At 68.8% G+C, this 15,281-nt stretch carries 14 protein-coding genes; 12 read left to right on the top strand and 2 right to left on the bottom strand.

Annotated features, from left to right (window positions below):
• Positions 1–237: 237 nt before the first annotated feature.
• The 4 genes from ACMGER_RS03225 (at position 238) to ACMGER_RS03210 (ending at position 5,982) form a co-directional block, all read left to right on the top strand.
• Entirely contained in the window at positions 238–1,416 is a 1,179-nt protein-coding gene (locus ACMGER_RS03225; protein ID WP_436810677.1) for an N-acetylmuramoyl-L-alanine amidase family protein, read from the top strand.
• A gap of 37 nt (positions 1,417–1,453) precedes the next feature.
• Entirely contained in the window at positions 1,454–3,982 is a 2,529-nt protein-coding gene (locus ACMGER_RS03220; protein WP_436810676.1) for a penicillin-binding protein 1A, read from the top strand.
• 117 nt (positions 3,983–4,099) lie between these two features.
• A complete protein-coding gene (gene prfB, locus ACMGER_RS03215; protein ID WP_436810675.1) occupies positions 4,100–5,227 on the top strand; it encodes a peptide chain release factor 2 in 1,128 nt (375 codons plus the stop codon).
• Entirely contained in the window at positions 5,224–5,982 is a 759-nt protein-coding gene (locus ACMGER_RS03210; protein ID WP_436810674.1) for a class I SAM-dependent methyltransferase, read from the top strand. The genes prfB and ACMGER_RS03210 overlap by 4 nt, the downstream gene beginning before the upstream one ends.
• On the opposite strand, the gene ACMGER_RS03205 is transcribed toward ACMGER_RS03210, so the two are convergent.
• Positions 5,960–6,349 carry a JAB domain-containing protein gene (locus ACMGER_RS03205; protein WP_436810673.1) on the bottom strand — a complete coding sequence of 130 codons (390 nt, stop codon included), beginning with the start codon at positions 6,347–6,349 and terminating at the stop codon, positions 5,960–5,962. The two genes, ACMGER_RS03210 and ACMGER_RS03205, sit on opposite strands and share 23 nt — an antisense overlap.
• 129 nt (positions 6,350–6,478) lie before the next feature.
• On the opposite strand from ACMGER_RS03205, the gene ACMGER_RS03200 reads away from it, so the two are divergent.
• The 8 genes from ACMGER_RS03200 (at position 6,479) to ACMGER_RS03165 (ending at position 14,095) form a co-directional block, all read left to right on the top strand.
• On the top strand, positions 6,479–7,273 hold the full coding sequence (locus ACMGER_RS03200) for a thymidylate synthase (RefSeq protein ID WP_436810672.1): 795 nt from the start codon (positions 6,479–6,481) through the stop codon (positions 7,271–7,273).
• 67 nt (positions 7,274–7,340) lie between these two features.
• Complete coding sequence (locus ACMGER_RS03195) at positions 7,341–7,499, top strand: hypothetical protein (RefSeq protein WP_436810671.1); 159 nt, start codon at positions 7,341–7,343, stop codon at positions 7,497–7,499.
• A gap of 7 nt (positions 7,500–7,506) precedes the next feature.
• Positions 7,507–7,977: a dihydrofolate reductase gene (locus tag ACMGER_RS03190; RefSeq protein ID WP_436810670.1), complete on the top strand. Its 471-nt coding sequence runs from the start codon at positions 7,507–7,509 to the stop codon at positions 7,975–7,977.
• Between the two features lie 113 nt (positions 7,978–8,090).
• The gene (locus ACMGER_RS03185; protein ID WP_436810669.1) at positions 8,091–9,260 is read left to right on the top strand and encodes a dipeptidase; all 1,170 of its coding nucleotides are present in this window, start codon (positions 8,091–8,093) and stop codon (positions 9,258–9,260) included.
• 19 nt (positions 9,261–9,279) lie between these two features.
• Positions 9,280–10,209, top strand: a complete 930-nt coding sequence (locus ACMGER_RS03180; RefSeq protein ID WP_436810668.1) for a bifunctional riboflavin kinase/FAD synthetase — start codon at positions 9,280–9,282, stop codon at positions 10,207–10,209.
• A gap of 116 nt (positions 10,210–10,325) precedes the next feature.
• A complete protein-coding gene (ileS, locus tag ACMGER_RS03175; protein ID WP_436810667.1) occupies positions 10,326–13,163 on the top strand; it encodes an isoleucine--tRNA ligase in 2,838 nt (945 codons plus the stop codon).
• A 1-nt stretch (position 13,164) separates the two neighbouring features.
• Complete coding sequence (gene lspA / locus ACMGER_RS03170) at positions 13,165–13,671, top strand: signal peptidase II (protein WP_436810666.1); 507 nt, start codon at positions 13,165–13,167, stop codon at positions 13,669–13,671.
• A complete protein-coding gene (locus tag ACMGER_RS03165) occupies positions 13,664–14,095 on the top strand; it encodes a DUF3035 domain-containing protein (RefSeq protein WP_436810665.1) in 432 nt (143 codons plus the stop codon). Before lspA ends, ACMGER_RS03165 begins: the two co-directional genes overlap by 8 nt.
• A 134-nt stretch (positions 14,096–14,229) precedes the next feature.
• Here ACMGER_RS03165 and ACMGER_RS03160 read toward each other — a convergent pair whose 3' ends face one another.
• Positions 14,230–15,033 (bottom strand): TorF family putative porin, encoded by an 804-nt coding sequence (locus tag ACMGER_RS03160; RefSeq protein WP_436810664.1) that lies wholly within the window; start codon positions 15,031–15,033, stop codon positions 14,230–14,232.
• Between the last annotated feature and the right edge of the window lie 248 nt (positions 15,034–15,281).

Below are 15,281 nucleotides of genomic sequence, written 5' to 3'. Positions count from 1 at the left end.
CGGGGCGGCCGGTCCGTCCACGCAGCCGCGCTCGGCGGTCTGGTGGAGGCGGAGCGGATTTTGCCTCATGCAGCATCAACCTGATTGCGCGCCGGGCCCGGACGGCCGCGGCGGTTTCTCGGCCGGCTTGGAACGGTCCCGTTCCGTACCGGCACCGGCTAGGTAGCATCGCCGACCCGGAAGGACAACCATCGCGGCATCGTTTGCCCGCCGTCGTCCGCCCGGCGAGCGCTCCTCATGCGTTTTGGCTGGACCGTGGCCGCGGCGGCACGGCATAGCATAGCGGTGCTCGCCCTCCTCGCCCTTTTTGCCGGTTGGCTCGCGGGCGTACCGGCATGGGCGGGCGTCCTGCGCGACGTGCGGGTGAGCGGCAATGCGGTCACGCTCGACGTCGACGGCCGTGCCGCGGAGGCAGGCGCGTTCATCCTCGGCGGATCGCGGACGGCCGCCGGTCCGGTCGATCGAGAGCGCGGCGCGCGCGTAGTGCTCGATCTCGCGCGGCCGGCAATCACGATCGAAGGTCGCTTCGACGGCCGCAGCATCACCTTCGCGCTGCGGACGGTGGACGACGCGACCTTCGCACGCGCCGCCGCCGAGGGGCAACTGCGCTTCCTGCCGCCGTTCAGCTATCTCGCGCCGCCGGTGCGCCACGCCTACAGCGTCAGCATGGCGGTGCCGCCGCCCGCCAGGGCAGCGCCGCTGCCGCCGGTCGCGGGCGATCCCTCGCGCCCGCTGGTGGTGATCGACGCCGGCCACGGCGGCCACGATCCCGGCGCGCTCTCGCCCGACGGCCGGCTGCGCGAGAAGGACCTGACGCTCGAGGTCGCCCGCGCGATCCGCGACGCGCTGCTCGCCGGCGGCAAGGTGCGCGTGGCGATGACCCGCGACGACGACCGGTTCCTCATCCTGCAGGAACGCTACGGCATCGCGCGGCGGCTCGGCGCCAGGCTGTTCATCTCGGTGCATTGCGACAGCGCCGGCAACCCCGACGCCACCGGCGCGACCGTCTACACATTGTCCGAGGTCGCCTCGGACAAGGAGGCGGCCCGGCTCGCCGCGCGCGAGAACAAGGCGGACGTGCTCGCCGGCATCGACCTCGCCGATGCCTCGCCCGACATCTCCTCGATCCTGATCGACCTCGCCCAGCGCGAGACGATGAACACCTCGGCGAGCTTCGCCCGCCTGCTCGGGCGCGAGGCCGGGCCGCTGATCGCGACCAGGACGCCGTTCCACCGCATGGCCTCGCTGATCGTGCTGAAGGCGCCCGACATGCCGTCGGTCCTGCTCGAGACGGGCTATATCTCCAACCAGCGCGATGCCGATTTCCTCGACTCGCGCGAGGGCCGCGAGCGGATCGCCGAGGGCGTGCGCCGCGCCATGGAAATCCATTTCGCCACTCGGATGGCCTCACGCTGACTTCCAACCCGCGCCGGACCTGCTAAACCGCACGCCGATGTTCGAGAGTGCCGCCGACCAGCCCGACCTCCGCCTGCGCCTGCAGCGAGACGCCAGTGGACTTTGGGCCGCGATCAGGCGGGTGTGGGCGCGGCGCTGGGTGCGCTGGCTCAGCTACGCCGCCGGCGGGCTCGCCGTCCTGTTCGGCATCCTCTGGGTCTCGCTCGCGAGCGGCCTGCCCTCGGTCGACAAGCTCAAGGCCTATGAGCCGCCGCTCCCGACCAACGTGCGCGGCGGCGACGGCACGCCGATCCAGAGCTATGCGCGCGAGCGCCGCGTGCAGCTCAGCTACGACGAATATCCACCGCTTCTGGTCCGCGCCTTCCTGGCGGCCGAGGACCGCACCTTCTTCGAGCATCACGGCGTCGACTATCCGGGCATCGTCTCGGCGATGATCACCAACCTCACCAACGACAGGCGGCCGATCGGCGCCTCGACCATCACCCAGCAGGTCGCCAAGAACCTGCTGATCGGCAACGAGCGCAGCTACATCCGCAAGGCCAAGGAAGCGATGCTCGCCTTCCGCATCGAGGACACGCTGACCAAGCCGCAGATCCTGGAGCTGTACCTCAACTCGATCTCACTCGGCCGCAACGCGTTCGGCGTCGAGGCGGCGAGCCATGCCTATTTCGACAAGGAGCTGAACGAGCTCAGCCTCGCGCAGATGGCCTATCTCGCGATCCTGCCCAAGGGCCCGTCGAACTACAGCCCCGACCGCTATCCCGATCGCGCACTCGCGCGGCGCAACTGGGTGCTGGGCGAGATGCTGCGCAACCGCTTCATCACCCAGGCCCAGCACGACCAGGCGGTCGCCGAGCCGCTCGGCACCGTCAGCCGCCGCAGCCCGCGCTACGACCCCAACGGCGGCTATTTCATCGAGGAGGTGCGCCGGCAGCTGCTCGAGCGCTTCGGCGAGACCGACAAGGACGGACCGCACAGCGTCTATGCCGGGGGTCTGTGGGTGCGCACCTCCTATGATCCCAGGCTCCAGCAATATGCGCAGGACGCTTTGCGCGAAGGGCTGCTGCGCTTCGACCGCGGGCGCGGCTGGTCCGGGCCGCTCGGGCGCGCGGAGATCGAGGGCGGCAGCTGGCTCGGGCCGTTCATCGCCGCCAACATCGGCATCCACTATGCCGACTGGCGCACCGCTATCGTGATCGACGCCGGCGGCGACGCCGCGACGATCGGCTTCGGCGACGGCAGGACCGGCACATTGCCGCGCTGGGGCGCGCAGATGCCGGTCAGGGGCCGGGGCGGCACCGCCTTCGCGGCGCTGAAGCCCGGCGACATCATCGCGGTCGCGCCGGAGAACGGGCAATGGGCGCTCCGCAGCGTGCCCAGGATCTCGGGCGCCTTCGTCGTCGAGGAGCCGGCGACCGGCCGCGTGCTGGCGATGCAGGGCGGCTTCGATTCGCGGCTGAGCTCGTTCAATCGCGCGACCCAGGCGATGCGCCAGCCGGGATCGACGATCAAGCCGATCGTCTATTCGGCGGCGCTCGCCAACGGCATGACCCCCGCGACGATCATCGTCGACGGGCCGTTCTGCGTCTACCAGGGCGCACGGCTCGGCCAGAAATGCTTCCGCAACTTCAGCGGCGGCGGATCGGGCCCGCACACGATGCGCTGGGGCATCGAGCAGTCGCGCAACCTGATGACGGTGCGCGCCGCCGCCACGGTCGGCATGAACCACGTCGTCGACATGATCCAGCGGCTCGGCGTCAGCGAGCGGAAGCTGCCGGCCTATCTCTCCTATGCATTGGGCGCGGGCGAGACGACGGTGACGCGCATGGTCAACGCCTATGCGATCCTGGTGAACCAGGGCCGTGCGCTCACCCCGACGCTGATCGACTATGTCCAGGACCGCCACGGCAAGGTGATCTGGCCCGCGAACTGGCGCGCGTGCGAGCGCTGCAACGCGCCCGACTGGGACGGCAAGCCGATGCCGCGCCCGACGATCCGCTGGCGCCAGGCGGTCGACGCGCTCACCGCCTATCAGATGGTGCACATCACCGAGGGCGTGATCCAGCGCGGCACCGCGACGATCCTGCGCGATCTCAAGCGGCCGATGATGGGCAAGACCGGCACGACCAACGGCCCGACCGACGTGTGGTTCGTCGGCGGCACGCCGCAGATGATCGGCGGCCTCTACCTCGGCTATGATTCGCCCTCGAACCTCGGCGGCTATGCTCAAGGCGGCACCATCGCCGCGCCGATCTTCAAGGCATTCGCGCAGAAGGCCTATGAGGGGCTGTCGGTCGTCCCCTTCCGCGCGCCGCCCGGCATCCGGATGATGCGGATCGACCGCGCGAGCGGGCGGCCGGTCTATGGCGCCTGGCCGGTTTCCAACGACGGCAAACCGGCGGTGATCTGGGAGGCCTTCAAGCCCGAGACCGAGCCGCGCCGCGCCCGCCGTACGCAGGAAGATCAGGCGCGCAAGGCGGCCGCCGCCGCCACCCAGGCCGCACCTCAGGCGCAGCAACGGCCGAGCGACAGCGATTTCTTGCAAAGGGAAGGCGGAATCTACTAGCCCGCTTTCCTACATCGTCATCCCGGCGAAAGCCGGGCTCTCGTGCCACAGGCGTATCGCTCGCTGCCTGAGATCCCGGCTTTCGCCGGGATGACATTTGATTTGGAGTTGATTCCCATGCGCGCCGAAGCGCAGGCCCATGTCGACAGCATCAATGACGCGCTCGCGCTGCTGCGCCGGTTCCTCAACTGGGACCAGGCGCTGCGCCGGCTCGACGAGCTCAACGCGCGCGTCGAGGACCAGGCGTTGTGGAACGATCCCAAGGCGGCGCAGGAGGTGATGCGCGAGCGTCGCCGCCTCGACGAGGCGATCACCGCGACGCGCGCGATCGAGCGGGAGCTCGCCGACACCGCCGAGCTGATCGAGATGGCCGAGGCCGAGGGCGACGAGGCGATGGCCGAGGAGGGGGCGCAGAGCCTCGCCGAGCTCGCGCGGCGCGCCAACGACAACAAGGTCAAGGCCCTCCTCTCCGGCGAGGCCGACACCAACGACACCTATCTCGAGATCAACGCCGGCGCCGGCGGCACCGAGAGCCAGGACTGGGCCGAGATGCTCCAACGCATGTACACGCGCTGGGCCGAGCGCCACGGCTACAAGGTCGAGCTGGTCGACCATCACGCCGGCGAGCAGGCGGGGATCAAGTCGGCGACGCTGCTGGTCAAGGGCGAGAACGCCTACGGCTATGCCAAGACCGAGAGCGGCGTGCACCGGCTGGTGCGCATATCGCCCTATGACAGCGCGGCGCGGCGCCACACCAGCTTCTCGTCGGTGTGGGTCTATCCGGTGATCGACGACGACATCCAGATCGAGATCAACGACGCCGACCTGCGCATCGACACCTATCGCGCCTCGGGCGCGGGCGGGCAGCACGTCAACCGGACCGATTCGGCGGTGCGCATCACCCACCTGCCGACCGGCATCGTCGTCCAGTGCCAGGACGACCGCAGCCAGCACAAGAACCGCGCCGAGGCGTTCCGGCGCCTTCGCGCCAAGCTCTACGAGCGCGAGCTGGCGATCCGCGAGGCGGCGGCCGATGCCGAGAACGCGACCAAGACCGACATCGGCTGGGGCCACCAGATCCGCAGCTACGTCCTGCAGCCCTATCAGATGGTCAAGGACCTGCGCACCGGCGTCACCTCCACCTCGCCTTCCGACGTGCTCGACGGAGACCTCGACGAGTTCATGGCGGCCGCGCTATCCCAGCGCGTGACCGGGGAGAAGGTCGAGGTGGAGGACGTCGATTGATCCGAAGGGCCGCCTTCGCGCTGCTGCTGCTGCTTCCGGCCTGCGAAAGCGCGCCGGTCGAGCTCGCCAACCGGCAGGAGGAGAAGCCGGAGTTCCCGGCCGCCGACCGCCCGGTCGCGAGCATCGTCTCGCCGCGCTGGTCGACCGAAGAGGCGCGCGACCGCCTCAACGAGGCGGCGACGGTGATGGACAAGGCGGGGATCGCCCCCGGCATGACCGTCGCCGACATCGGCGCGGGCGAGGGCTATTACACCATCCGCCTCGCGCAGCGCGTCGGCCCCAAGGGACGGGTGCTGGCCGAGGACATCGTGCCCGCGGTGCGCGACGCGCTCGCCCAGCGCGTCACCCGCGAACGGCTCGACAATGTCAGCGTGCGCCTGGGCGAGCCGGCCGATCCCAAGCTGCCGCCGACGAGCTTCGACCGCGTGCTGATGGTGCACATGTATCACGAGATCCAGTCGCCCTACGAATTCCTGTGGAACCTTCGCCCGTCGCTGAAGCCCGACGGCGCGGTGGTGGTGGTCGACGCCAATCGCGAGACGCGCAACCACGGCACGCCGCCGGCGCTGCTCCAGTGCGAGTTCGCCGCGGTCGGCTATGTCCAGATCGAGCGTCAGGCGATGCCGTCGGCGGGCGGCTATATCGCGCTGTTCCGCCCCCAAGGGCTGCGGCCCGATCCGTCGGAGATCGTGCCATGCCGCGCTCCCCGGCCGCCCGCGGCGGCGCCGCAGGCTAAAGCAACCCCAAAGCCCTGAGGCTGGTCGTCGCCGACCGGGTGAGGATGAGCTGATCGTCGAAGCGCACGTCGATCGGCTGCAGCGCCTGCGCGAGTCGCCGCGCATGGGCGACGTCGGTGCTGCTGGGCCTGGGGTCGCCGCTCGGATGATTGTGCGCGATCACCACCCGGCTGGCATCATGGCGCAGCACGCCTGCGACCACGCGGCGCGGCGCGACCTCGACCGAATCGGACGTGCCGACGACATAGTCGAGCCCGATCAGCCGCCGGTCCTTTGCGAGATAGGCGATCACCGCGATCTCCGCCGGCGCGCCGGCGATGATGCCGAACAAGGCCCGCGCCTCCGCCAAGGTGGCGAGATAGGTTGGAACGGTGTCGTTCAGCACCGGCATCATACTGAAATTGTGACATAAGCTTCCTTGCTATCGAATTCCGATCGCCTCGATTCTGGAGGTTGATCCCACCGCTTCGGAGGCACTGCTTGCCTGTCCGTCCTGCCCGGCTAAAGTCCCACCATGCGCCAGTATCTCGAGCTGATGGAGCGCGCCCTGACCCAGGGCGCCGAGCAGATGGACCGCACCGGCGTCGGCACGCGGAGCGTGTTCGGCCACCAGATGCGCTTCGACCTGGCCGATGGCTTTCCGGTGCTGACCACCAAGAAGCTGCACCTGAGGTCGATCATCATCGAGCTGCTATGGTTCCTGCGCGGCGACACCAACGTCCGCTGGCTGCAGGAACGGCGGGTGAGCATCTGGGACGAATGGGCCGATGGGAACGGCGACCTCGGGCCCGTCTACGGCAAGCAGTGGCGCGACTGGGAAGCCGCCGACGGCCGGCACATCGACCAGATCAAGGAGCTGATCGAGACGATCCGGACGAACCCGGCCTCGCGCCGGCAGATCGTCACCGCCTGGAATCCCGGCGAGCTCCATGCGATGGCGCTGGCGCCGTGCCATTGCCTGTTCCAGACCCATGTCGCGAACGGACGGCTGTCGCTCCAGCTCTACCAGCGTTCGGCCGACATCTTCCTCGGCGTGCCGTTCAACATCGCCAGCTATGCGCTGCTGACCCACATGCTCGCGCAGCAGTGCGGCCTGGCGCCGGGCGAATTCATCTGGACCGGCGGCGACTGCCATCTCTACGCCAACCATCTGGAGCAGGCGCGGGAGCAGCTCGGCCGCACGCCTGGGCCGCTGCCGCGGCTGGAGATCGCGCGCAAACCGCCGTCGATCGACGCCTATGAGCATGAGGATTTCGTCCTCCACGGCTATGAGGCGCAGCCGCACATCAAGGCCGCCGTCGCCGTCTGAACACCGGCGTTCAGCTTCGGTTCAGCCGAACGACTACATCTGTAGTCCGTATCGGGGAGGAAACGAGATGCTGAGACCGCTGCTCGCCGTTGCCGTGTTGCTCGCGCAGGTCATTCCCGCCTCGGCGGTGGCCGGATTGATCGCTCCTTCTGCCGCCAAGCCGCACCCGTGCCTGCCGCCGATGCTGGTCGGCGACGGTTGGCAACGGCCGCTTCCCGCCGCATAGCGGGCGGGTGGTTGCGCGCATCACCTTCTATCTTGCCCGTGCCGACAACGGCGTGATCGGCCGCGACGGCGGCCTGCCGTGGCGGCTGCCGGCCGATCTCAAGCGGTTCAAGGCGCTCACCATGGGCAAGCCGATGGTGATGGGGCGCAGGACCTTCGAGAGCTTCCCGAGCCCGCTGCCCGGACGACGGCATATCGTGCTGACGCGCGATCCGTTGTGGTCGGCGGCGGGTGCGGAAGTCGTGCATACGCCCGAGGAAGCGATCGCGCTTGCGGGCGACGTGCCGGAAATCGCGGTGATCGGCGGGGCGGAGGTGTTCGCGCTGTTCCTGCCGCGCGCCGGCCGGGTGGAGCTTACCGAGGTTCATGCTGCGCCGGAAGGTGAGGCGACGGTACCGGCGTTCGCTTCCGCCGATTGGCGCGAGACGTTCCGGGAGGATCATGAGGGCTACAGTTTCGTGACCCTGGAACGCCGTTGAGCCCTTCCCGTCACCCCGGCTTGTGCCGGGGTCCACGGTTCCGCATACCCCTCAGCCAAGGAACTGCCGGCACGGTGGATGCCGGAACAAGTCCGGCATGACGGAGGGGGACGATGCGCAAGTGGCTGTTCATCATTCTGGCATTGATCGTGATCGCCGCCATCGGCTTCTTCACGCTCGTGCCGGGCAAGGTCGAGGGCGACATGAACCAGGTCGTCGCCACGCCTCTACCGCGCGTCACGCCCGGCACGCGGGCGCTGCACGCCAAGCTCGCGATCGCCGACATGCACGCCGACACGCTGCTGTGGTCGCGCAGCCTGCTGAAGCGGGCGAATCGCGGCCAGGTCGACCTGCCGCGACTGATCGAGGGCAATGTCGCGCTCCAGGTCTTCTCGTCGGTCACCAAGACGCCGAAGGGTCAGAATTACGACGCCAACTCGGGCGATACCGACAACATCACGCTGCTCGCCTTCGCCCAGCTCCAGCCGCCGCGCACCTGGGGCTCGCTGTTCGAGCGCTCGATCTGGCACGCGGAGAAGCTGAAGCGCGCCGCCGCCGCGTCGGACGGCCGGCTCCGGCTGATCACCACGCCGGAGGGGCTCGACCGCCTGCTCGCCGACCGCGCGAAGGGGCAGAAGCTGGTCGGGGCGATGCTGTCGATCGAGGGGCTGCAGGACATCGAGGGCAGGCTCGCCAATCTCGACCGGCTCCATGCCGCCGGCTTCCGCATGGCGGGGCTCGCGCATTTCTTCGACAACGAGGTGGCAGGATCGATGCACGGGGTCGCCAAGGGCGGGCTCACCCCGCTCGGCCAGCGGGCGGTGCGGCGGATGGAGCAGCTCGGCATGGTCGTCGACATCGCCCATTCGAGCCACCGTTCGGTCGCGGAGATCCTGGCGATGGCGCGGCGCCCGGTCGTCTCCAGCCACGGCGGGGTGCAGGCGGTGTGCAAGGTCAACCGCAATCTTACCGACGACGAGATTCGCGGCGTCGCCAGGACCGGCGGCGTGGTCGGGATCGGCTATTGGGACGCGGCGATCTGCTCGACCGATCCGCGCAAGGTGGCCGACGCGATCGCGCATGTCCGCGACCTCGTCGGCATCGACTATGTCGGGCTCGGTTCCGACTTCGACGGGGCGGTCACTACGGGATTCGACACGAGCCAGCTCGTCGTCATCACCCAGGCCCTCAGGGATCGGGGCTTCACCGACGACGAGGTCGCCAAGGTGATGGGCGGCAACGTGCTCCGCGTGCTGCGCGCGGGGATGGTGCCGCAGCGCTAGCCCGATTATAGGCGCGACCATGGAGCGGCTCTCCGGCAGCTCGGCGGTGCCGGCCCATCTGCGTGGCGGCATCGTCGCGCTCGGCAATTTCGACGGGTTTCACCTCGGGCACCAGGCGGTGGTCGGCCGGGCGATCGCGCGTGCCCGCGCCGAGGGGTGGCCGGCGATCGTCGCCACCTTCGATCCGCATCCGGTGCGCTTCTTCCGCCCCGATACGCCGCCGTTCCGCCTCACCACGCTCGACCAGCGCGAGGAGCTGTTCGCCGCGGCGGGCGCCGATGCGATGCTGGTGTTCGAGTTCGACGCCGAGCTCGTCGCGCTGACCGCGCGCGACTATGCCGAGCAGCGGCTGGTCGGCCTGGCCGGTGTCGGCGGGGTGGTGACCGGCGAGGACTTCACCTTCGGCAAGGGTCGCGGCGGCAACACCGAAGTGCTCGCCGCGCTCGGCCGCGAGCTGGGCTTCTCGACCGACGTCGTTCCTCCGGTGACGCAGGGCGGCGAGCCCGTCTCGTCCAGCCGCATCCGCGAGGCGCTGCAGGCGGCCGATCCGCGCGAGGCGGCGCGGCTGCTCACCCGGCCCTTCGCGATTCGCGGGCTCGTGGAGCCGGGGGCGAAGCTCGGCCGCGTCCTCGGCTATCCGACCGCTAACCTGACGCTCGGCACCTATCTCCGTCCTGCCTATGGCATCTACGCCGTGCGCGGGCGCATTCCCGGCGGCAGGGTGCTCGACGGCGTCGCCAGCCTCGGCATCCGGCCGAGCATCGATCCGCCGGTCGAACTGCTCGAACCCCATTTCTTCGATTTCTCGGGCGACCTCTATGGACAGGAGATCGAGGTCCGGCTGATCGACCATATCCGGCCCGAGGAGAAGTTCGATGACCTCGACGCGCTCAAGGCGCGGATCGCCGAGGATTGCGAGCGGGCCAAGGCCCTCCTCCGTTCGCCCTGAGCTTGTCGAAGGGCGAGTGTGCCTCAACCGAATCGCCTGTGGCTTTCGCCCTTCGACAAGCTCAGGGCGAAGGGGTGTTTGTCCCGGACGCGTTGTCCGCTAATGCGCGCGTTCCCATGACCGACGCTCCAGACTATCGCTCCACCGTCTTCCTGCCGAAGACCGAATTCCCGATGAAGGCCGGCCTCGCCCAGAAGGAGCCGGCGATCCTCGAGCGTTGGGCGACAATCGGCATCTACGAGCGGCTGCGCGAGCAGCGCGCCGGACGCGAGCGCTTCATCCTCCACGACGGCCCGCCCTATGCCAACGGCGACATCCACATGGGCCATGCGATGAACAAGGTGCTGAAGGACATCATCGTCCGCAGCCGGTCGCTGATGGGCAAGGACGCGCCCTACATCCCGGGCTGGGACTGCCACGGCCTGCCGATCGAGTGGAAGATCGAGGAGCAGTACCGCGCCAAGAAGCGCAGCAAGGACGAGGTGCCGGCGCAGGAGTTCCGCGCCGAGTGCCGCGCCTATGCCGCGCATTGGGTCGGCGTGCAGCGCGCGCAGTTCGAGCGCCTGGGCGTGATGGGCGACTGGGACGATCCCTATCTCACCATGAACTTCGGCAGCGAGGCGGCGATCGTCGGCGAGCTCTTGAAGTTCGCCGAGAGCGGCCAGCTCTACCGCGGCGCCAAGCCGGTGATGTGGTCCCCGGTCGAGAAGACCGCGCTCGCCGAGGCCGAGGTCGAGTATGAGGACGTGGTGTCGACCCAGATCGACGTCGCGTTCGAGATCGTCGAGGCGCCGAACGCGCCTGAGCTGGTCGGCGCCCATGCGGTGATCTGGACCACCACGCCGTGGACGATCCCGGTGAACCAGGCATTAGCCTACGGGCCGGAGATTGAATACGGAGTCGTCAGATTGCCAAGCGGCCGTCGGCTGCTTCTCGCAGAAGCCAGAGCAAAAGTAATTGCATGGCTGTCTGACGCTGGTTCTGAGTTCATTGGGACACTAAAGGGCTCTGACCTAGCCGGCGCCGTCGCCCGCCATCCGATGCATCATCTCGGCGGCTTCTTCGCCAAGCCGCGTCCGTTCCTGGCGGGCGATTTCGTCACCACCGATGCCGGCACCGGGCTCGTCCACATGTCGCCGGACCATGGCGAAGACGATTTCGAGCTGTGCAAGGCGCATGGCATCGACCCGGTGTTCGCGGTCGACGATGGCGGCTTCTACCGGGCCGACTGGCTGTGGCTGGGCGGTCAGGGCAGCGTCATCAACAAGAAGTTCGTCGCGTCCGACGGGCCGATCTGCAACGACCTGCGCGACGCCGGGGCGCTGCTCGCGGCGTCGGACGACTTCGCGCACAGCTATCCGCACAGCTGGCGGTCCAAGGCCAAGATCATCTTCCGCTGCACGCCGCAGTGGTTCATCCCGATGGACCGGCCGCAGCGCGTCGAGGTCGACGTGGTCGCCGCCGCCGCGGCGCTGCAGCCGGTCGAGCTCGCCACCGGCACCGGCGTGATGATGGGTGCCGGGATCGGCAACGGCCCGACCTTGCGCGAGCTCGCGCTCGATGCGATCGAGCGCACGCACTGGGTGCCTCAGCGCTCGAAGAACCGCATCCGCTCGATGGTCGAGGGGCGCCCGGACTGGGTGATCAGCCGCCAGCGCGCCTGGGGCGTGCCGATCGCGCTCTACGTCCACAAGGCGACCGGCGAGTATCTGCGCGATCCGCAGGTCAACGACCGCATCGTCGCGGCATTCGCGGCCGGCGGCGCCGACGCCTGGTTCGGCGCCGATCATCAGGCGCTGCTCGGGGACCAACACGACCTCGCCGATTACGAGCCGGTCAACGACATCCTCGACGTCTGGTTCGATTCGGGATCGACCCACGTCTTCACCATCGAGCAGCGCTACGGCGAGGGCGTGCGCGCCGACCTCTACCTCGAGGGATCGGACCAGCATCGCGGCTGGTTCCAGTCGTCGCTGCTCGAATCGTGCGGCACGCGCGGTCGCGCGCCTTACGACGCGGTGCTGACGCACGGCTTCGCGCTCGACGGCAACGGGCGCAAGATGTCGAAGAGCCTCGGCAACGTCGTCGATCCCTTGAAGGTGATCGACGAGGCGGGCGCCGACATCCTCCGCCTGTGGGTCGCGCAGACCGACTATTTCGAGGACGTGCGCATCGGCAAGGAAGTGCTCGCCGGCACCAGCGACACCTACCGCAAGCTCAGGAACACCTTCCGCTACCTGCTCGGCGCGCTCGACGGCTTCACCGAGGCGGAGAGGCTGCCGGTCGCCGAGATGCCGGAGCTGGAACGCTATATCCTCGACCGGCTGGGCCAGCTCGACGTCGAGCTGCGCACGGCGGCGGAGGCCTATGAGTTCAACCGCTACACCCGTGCGCTGACCGATTTCGCGCAGGACGACCTGTCGGCCTTCTTCTTCGATATCCGCAAGGATTCGCTCTACTGCGATGCGCCGTCGGACCTGAAGCGGCGGGCCTATCGCACGATGCTCGACGTGCTGTTCCACGCGCTGGTCCGCTACGCGGCGCCGATCATCCCCTTCACCGCCGAGGAGGTGTGGCTGACGCGCTTCCCGAGCGAGGACGGGTCGGTGCATTTCCTCGAATGGCCCGAGCTGCCGAGCCCGCCCGCCGACCGGCCGGTGGCGACCGAATGGGACGATGTCCGCAAGTTGCGCGAGCGCGTCACCGAGGCGATCGAGCCCTATCGCCGCGACAAGGTGATCCGATCGAGCCTCGAGGCCGAGGTGACGGTGCCCGAGGAGTTGCTGGCCGAGGACGAGCTCGCCGAGGTGTTCATCGTCGCCAGAGTGACCAGGGGGCCGGAGGTCACCGTCGCCCGCACCGCCTACGAGAAGTGCGGCCGGTGCTGGCGTCATCTTCCCGAGGTTGCGCGCGACGGCGCTCTGTGCGACCGCTGTGCCCGAGTAGTTGGCTGATATGAATCGTCCTCGCCTGAACGGCTTCCTCGTCGCCCTCATCCTGTTCCTCGCCGACCAGGCGGTGAAGGCCTATGTCACCGGCGTGCTCGGGCTCGACCAGATCGGCGAATCGATCACCGTGCTGCCGATCTTCAACCTGAAGTTCGTGCCCAACGTCGGCGTGTCGCTGGGGATGCTGGCGGCGGACAGCGACGCGATGCGCTGGGGGCTGGTGGCGCTGACCGGGATCATCGCGGCGGGCGTCGCCTGGTGGATGCTGCGCGAGAAGAACCGGTTCGACCTGATCGCGCTCGGCATGGTGCTGGGCGGCGCGCTCGGCAACATCCTCGATCGCGTGCGCTTCGGCTATGTCGTCGACTATGCCGACCTGCACTTCGGCGACTGGCAGCCGTTTTTGGTCTTCAATGTCGCCGACGCCGCGATTACCATCGGCGTCCTGATTTTGCTCGCGCGGGCACTGTTCGTGCGCGAGAAGCCTGCTCCTCGGGAGAGTTTGAATGCGTAAGGCCATCACCCTCGCCGCCGTCGGCATCGCCGCGCTGGCGCTCGCCGGCTGCGGCAACCGCGGCTTCGACCGCTCGCGTCCGGACGAGTTCGCGGTGGCGCGCCAGGCGCCGCTGGTGATCCCGCCCGACTTCGCGCTGAAGCCGCCGCAGCCCGGCGCGCCGCGCCCGCAGGAGACCGGCCCGGCCAACCAGGCGCTCGACGCGCTGTTCGGCGGCCCGGCGCCGCGCAGCAACAGCGAGACCAGCGCGCTGAACGCCGCCGGCCGCGACGTCGCCGATGTGGGCGTGCGCTCGGGCGTCGGCGATCCCCAGACCAATGTCGTCGAGAAGGGCACGACCACCCGCGACATCATCGCCGCCCCCCAGGGAGACGGCCAGTCGACGCGGGCCGCCGCCGGGCAGCAGCCTACCGGCGGGCAGTAAGGATAGCTTCGTGCTCCTGCGAAGGCAGGAGCGCTGGATTAGCGGATGTCGCTTGCGGCCTGGGCTCCTGCTTTCGCAGGAGCACTGCATGGCGGTGAGGCGGCGACGCCTGAGCGCCGCCGCCCGCCATCCGATCAGAAGCTGAAGGCGACGTAACCGAGCACGGTCGAGCCGCGGCCGAGCTGCTGCGCGTAATGGCCGACACCGGGCACGACGTCGTCGGTGATGTCGGTGTCGACGTAGCTCACGCCTACCTTGAGCGGCCCGCCGACCGCCTCGGCGGTGAGCGACCAGTCGAGGTAGCTGTCGTCGGCGATGGTCGGGTTGAGCAGGCCGAGCGAACCCTTGGTGCGGCCGAAATGACCTTTCAGCGTCACCGGCGTGCTCGGCACGGCGACCGACGCCTCGCCGTAGAGGTAGAGGCTGTCGTCGTTGCCCGAGGTGAAGTTCAGGCCCTTCTGCCCGCCCCAGGCATAGTTGCCGCCGACCTTCAGATTGGCCGGGCCGACGGTGTAGTTGACCGAGGCATAGGGCTCGAAGAAGTCGGTGTTCACGCTCTTCGCGCCGTCGGCGTACCAGTAATAGAGCAGGCCGACGTCGAAGCCGAGGCCGCTCGGCAGCGTCTTGGTGAAGCCGCCGTAGAGGTCGACCTCGACGTCGCCGTAGTTGGTGAGCGCCGGGGTGCTGCCGTCGGCGCCGCCGTCGATCGATGACAGGAAGGTGCCGACATAGAAGCCCGACGAATGGTTGACGCTGAGCGTGCCCTGGATCGCGGGGTCCTCGTTGGTCTGGGTGGCGCCGCGGAAGCGATAGTCGGTCACCGCGGTGACGCTGCCGGTGACGGTGAAGGACTTGGGCGGCGCCGTCTCGTCCTGCGCCATGGCAGGCGTGGCGGCGAGAAACGCGATCGTGCCGAGCGCGAGAGTCGAGAAACGCATCGAAAGACCTCCTGAATTGGGTCGATGGTTCCCGCCTGCTTGCCGGGTGCCGCGTCGTCTCCCCGCGCGGCTGGCCGGACGCGCGGAGATGTGGCGCAGGATATTGCGCCGCACAACCGAAAAGGCCGCCGGCAGACACAATTCGTTCAAGGACTGTTGCCGTCGAGCAACAATCCAGAAACAGTTCCAGGCCCCCACTGTCCCTCTCCCAGTGGGAGAGGGAAGGAGCGCCGAAGGCGCGGGAGGGT

Origin of the sequence: Sphingomonas astragali, from assembly GCF_051400615.1 — a bacterium.
Taxonomy (GTDB): domain Bacteria; phylum Pseudomonadota; class Alphaproteobacteria; order Sphingomonadales; family Sphingomonadaceae; genus Sphingomonas.
Note: the sequence above shows the minus strand (reverse complement) of the source record. Positions and strands in the feature narration are given on the sequence as shown.

Bases quoted from the DNA above. Each gene is read 5' to 3' on its own strand.
- ACMGER_RS03225 (WP_436810677.1), top strand. From the start codon at position 238: ATGCGTTTTGGCTGGACCGTGGCCGCGGCGGCACGGCATAGCATAGCG.
- ACMGER_RS03220 (WP_436810676.1), top strand. From the start codon at position 1,454: ATGTTCGAGAGTGCCGCCGACCAGCCCGACCTCCGCCTGCGCCTGCAG.
- prfB (WP_436810675.1), top strand. From the start codon at position 4,100: ATGCGCGCCGAAGCGCAGGCCCATGTCGACAGCATCAATGACGCGCTC.
- ACMGER_RS03200 (WP_436810672.1), top strand. From the start codon at position 6,479: ATGCGCCAGTATCTCGAGCTGATGGAGCGCGCCCTGACCCAGGGCGCC.
- ACMGER_RS03195 (WP_436810671.1), top strand. From the start codon at position 7,341: ATGCTGAGACCGCTGCTCGCCGTTGCCGTGTTGCTCGCGCAGGTCATT.
- ACMGER_RS03185 (WP_436810669.1), top strand. From the start codon at position 8,091: ATGCGCAAGTGGCTGTTCATCATTCTGGCATTGATCGTGATCGCCGCC.
- ACMGER_RS03180 (WP_436810668.1), top strand. From the start codon at position 9,280: ATGGAGCGGCTCTCCGGCAGCTCGGCGGTGCCGGCCCATCTGCGTGGC.
- ileS (WP_436810667.1), top strand. From the start codon at position 10,326: ATGACCGACGCTCCAGACTATCGCTCCACCGTCTTCCTGCCGAAGACC.
- lspA (WP_436810666.1), top strand. From the start codon at position 13,165: ATGAATCGTCCTCGCCTGAACGGCTTCCTCGTCGCCCTCATCCTGTTC.
- ACMGER_RS03165 (WP_436810665.1), top strand. From the start codon at position 13,664: ATGCGTAAGGCCATCACCCTCGCCGCCGTCGGCATCGCCGCGCTGGCG.
- ACMGER_RS03160 (WP_436810664.1), bottom strand. From the start codon at position 15,033: ATGCGTTTCTCGACTCTCGCGCTCGGCACGATCGCGTTTCTCGCCGCC.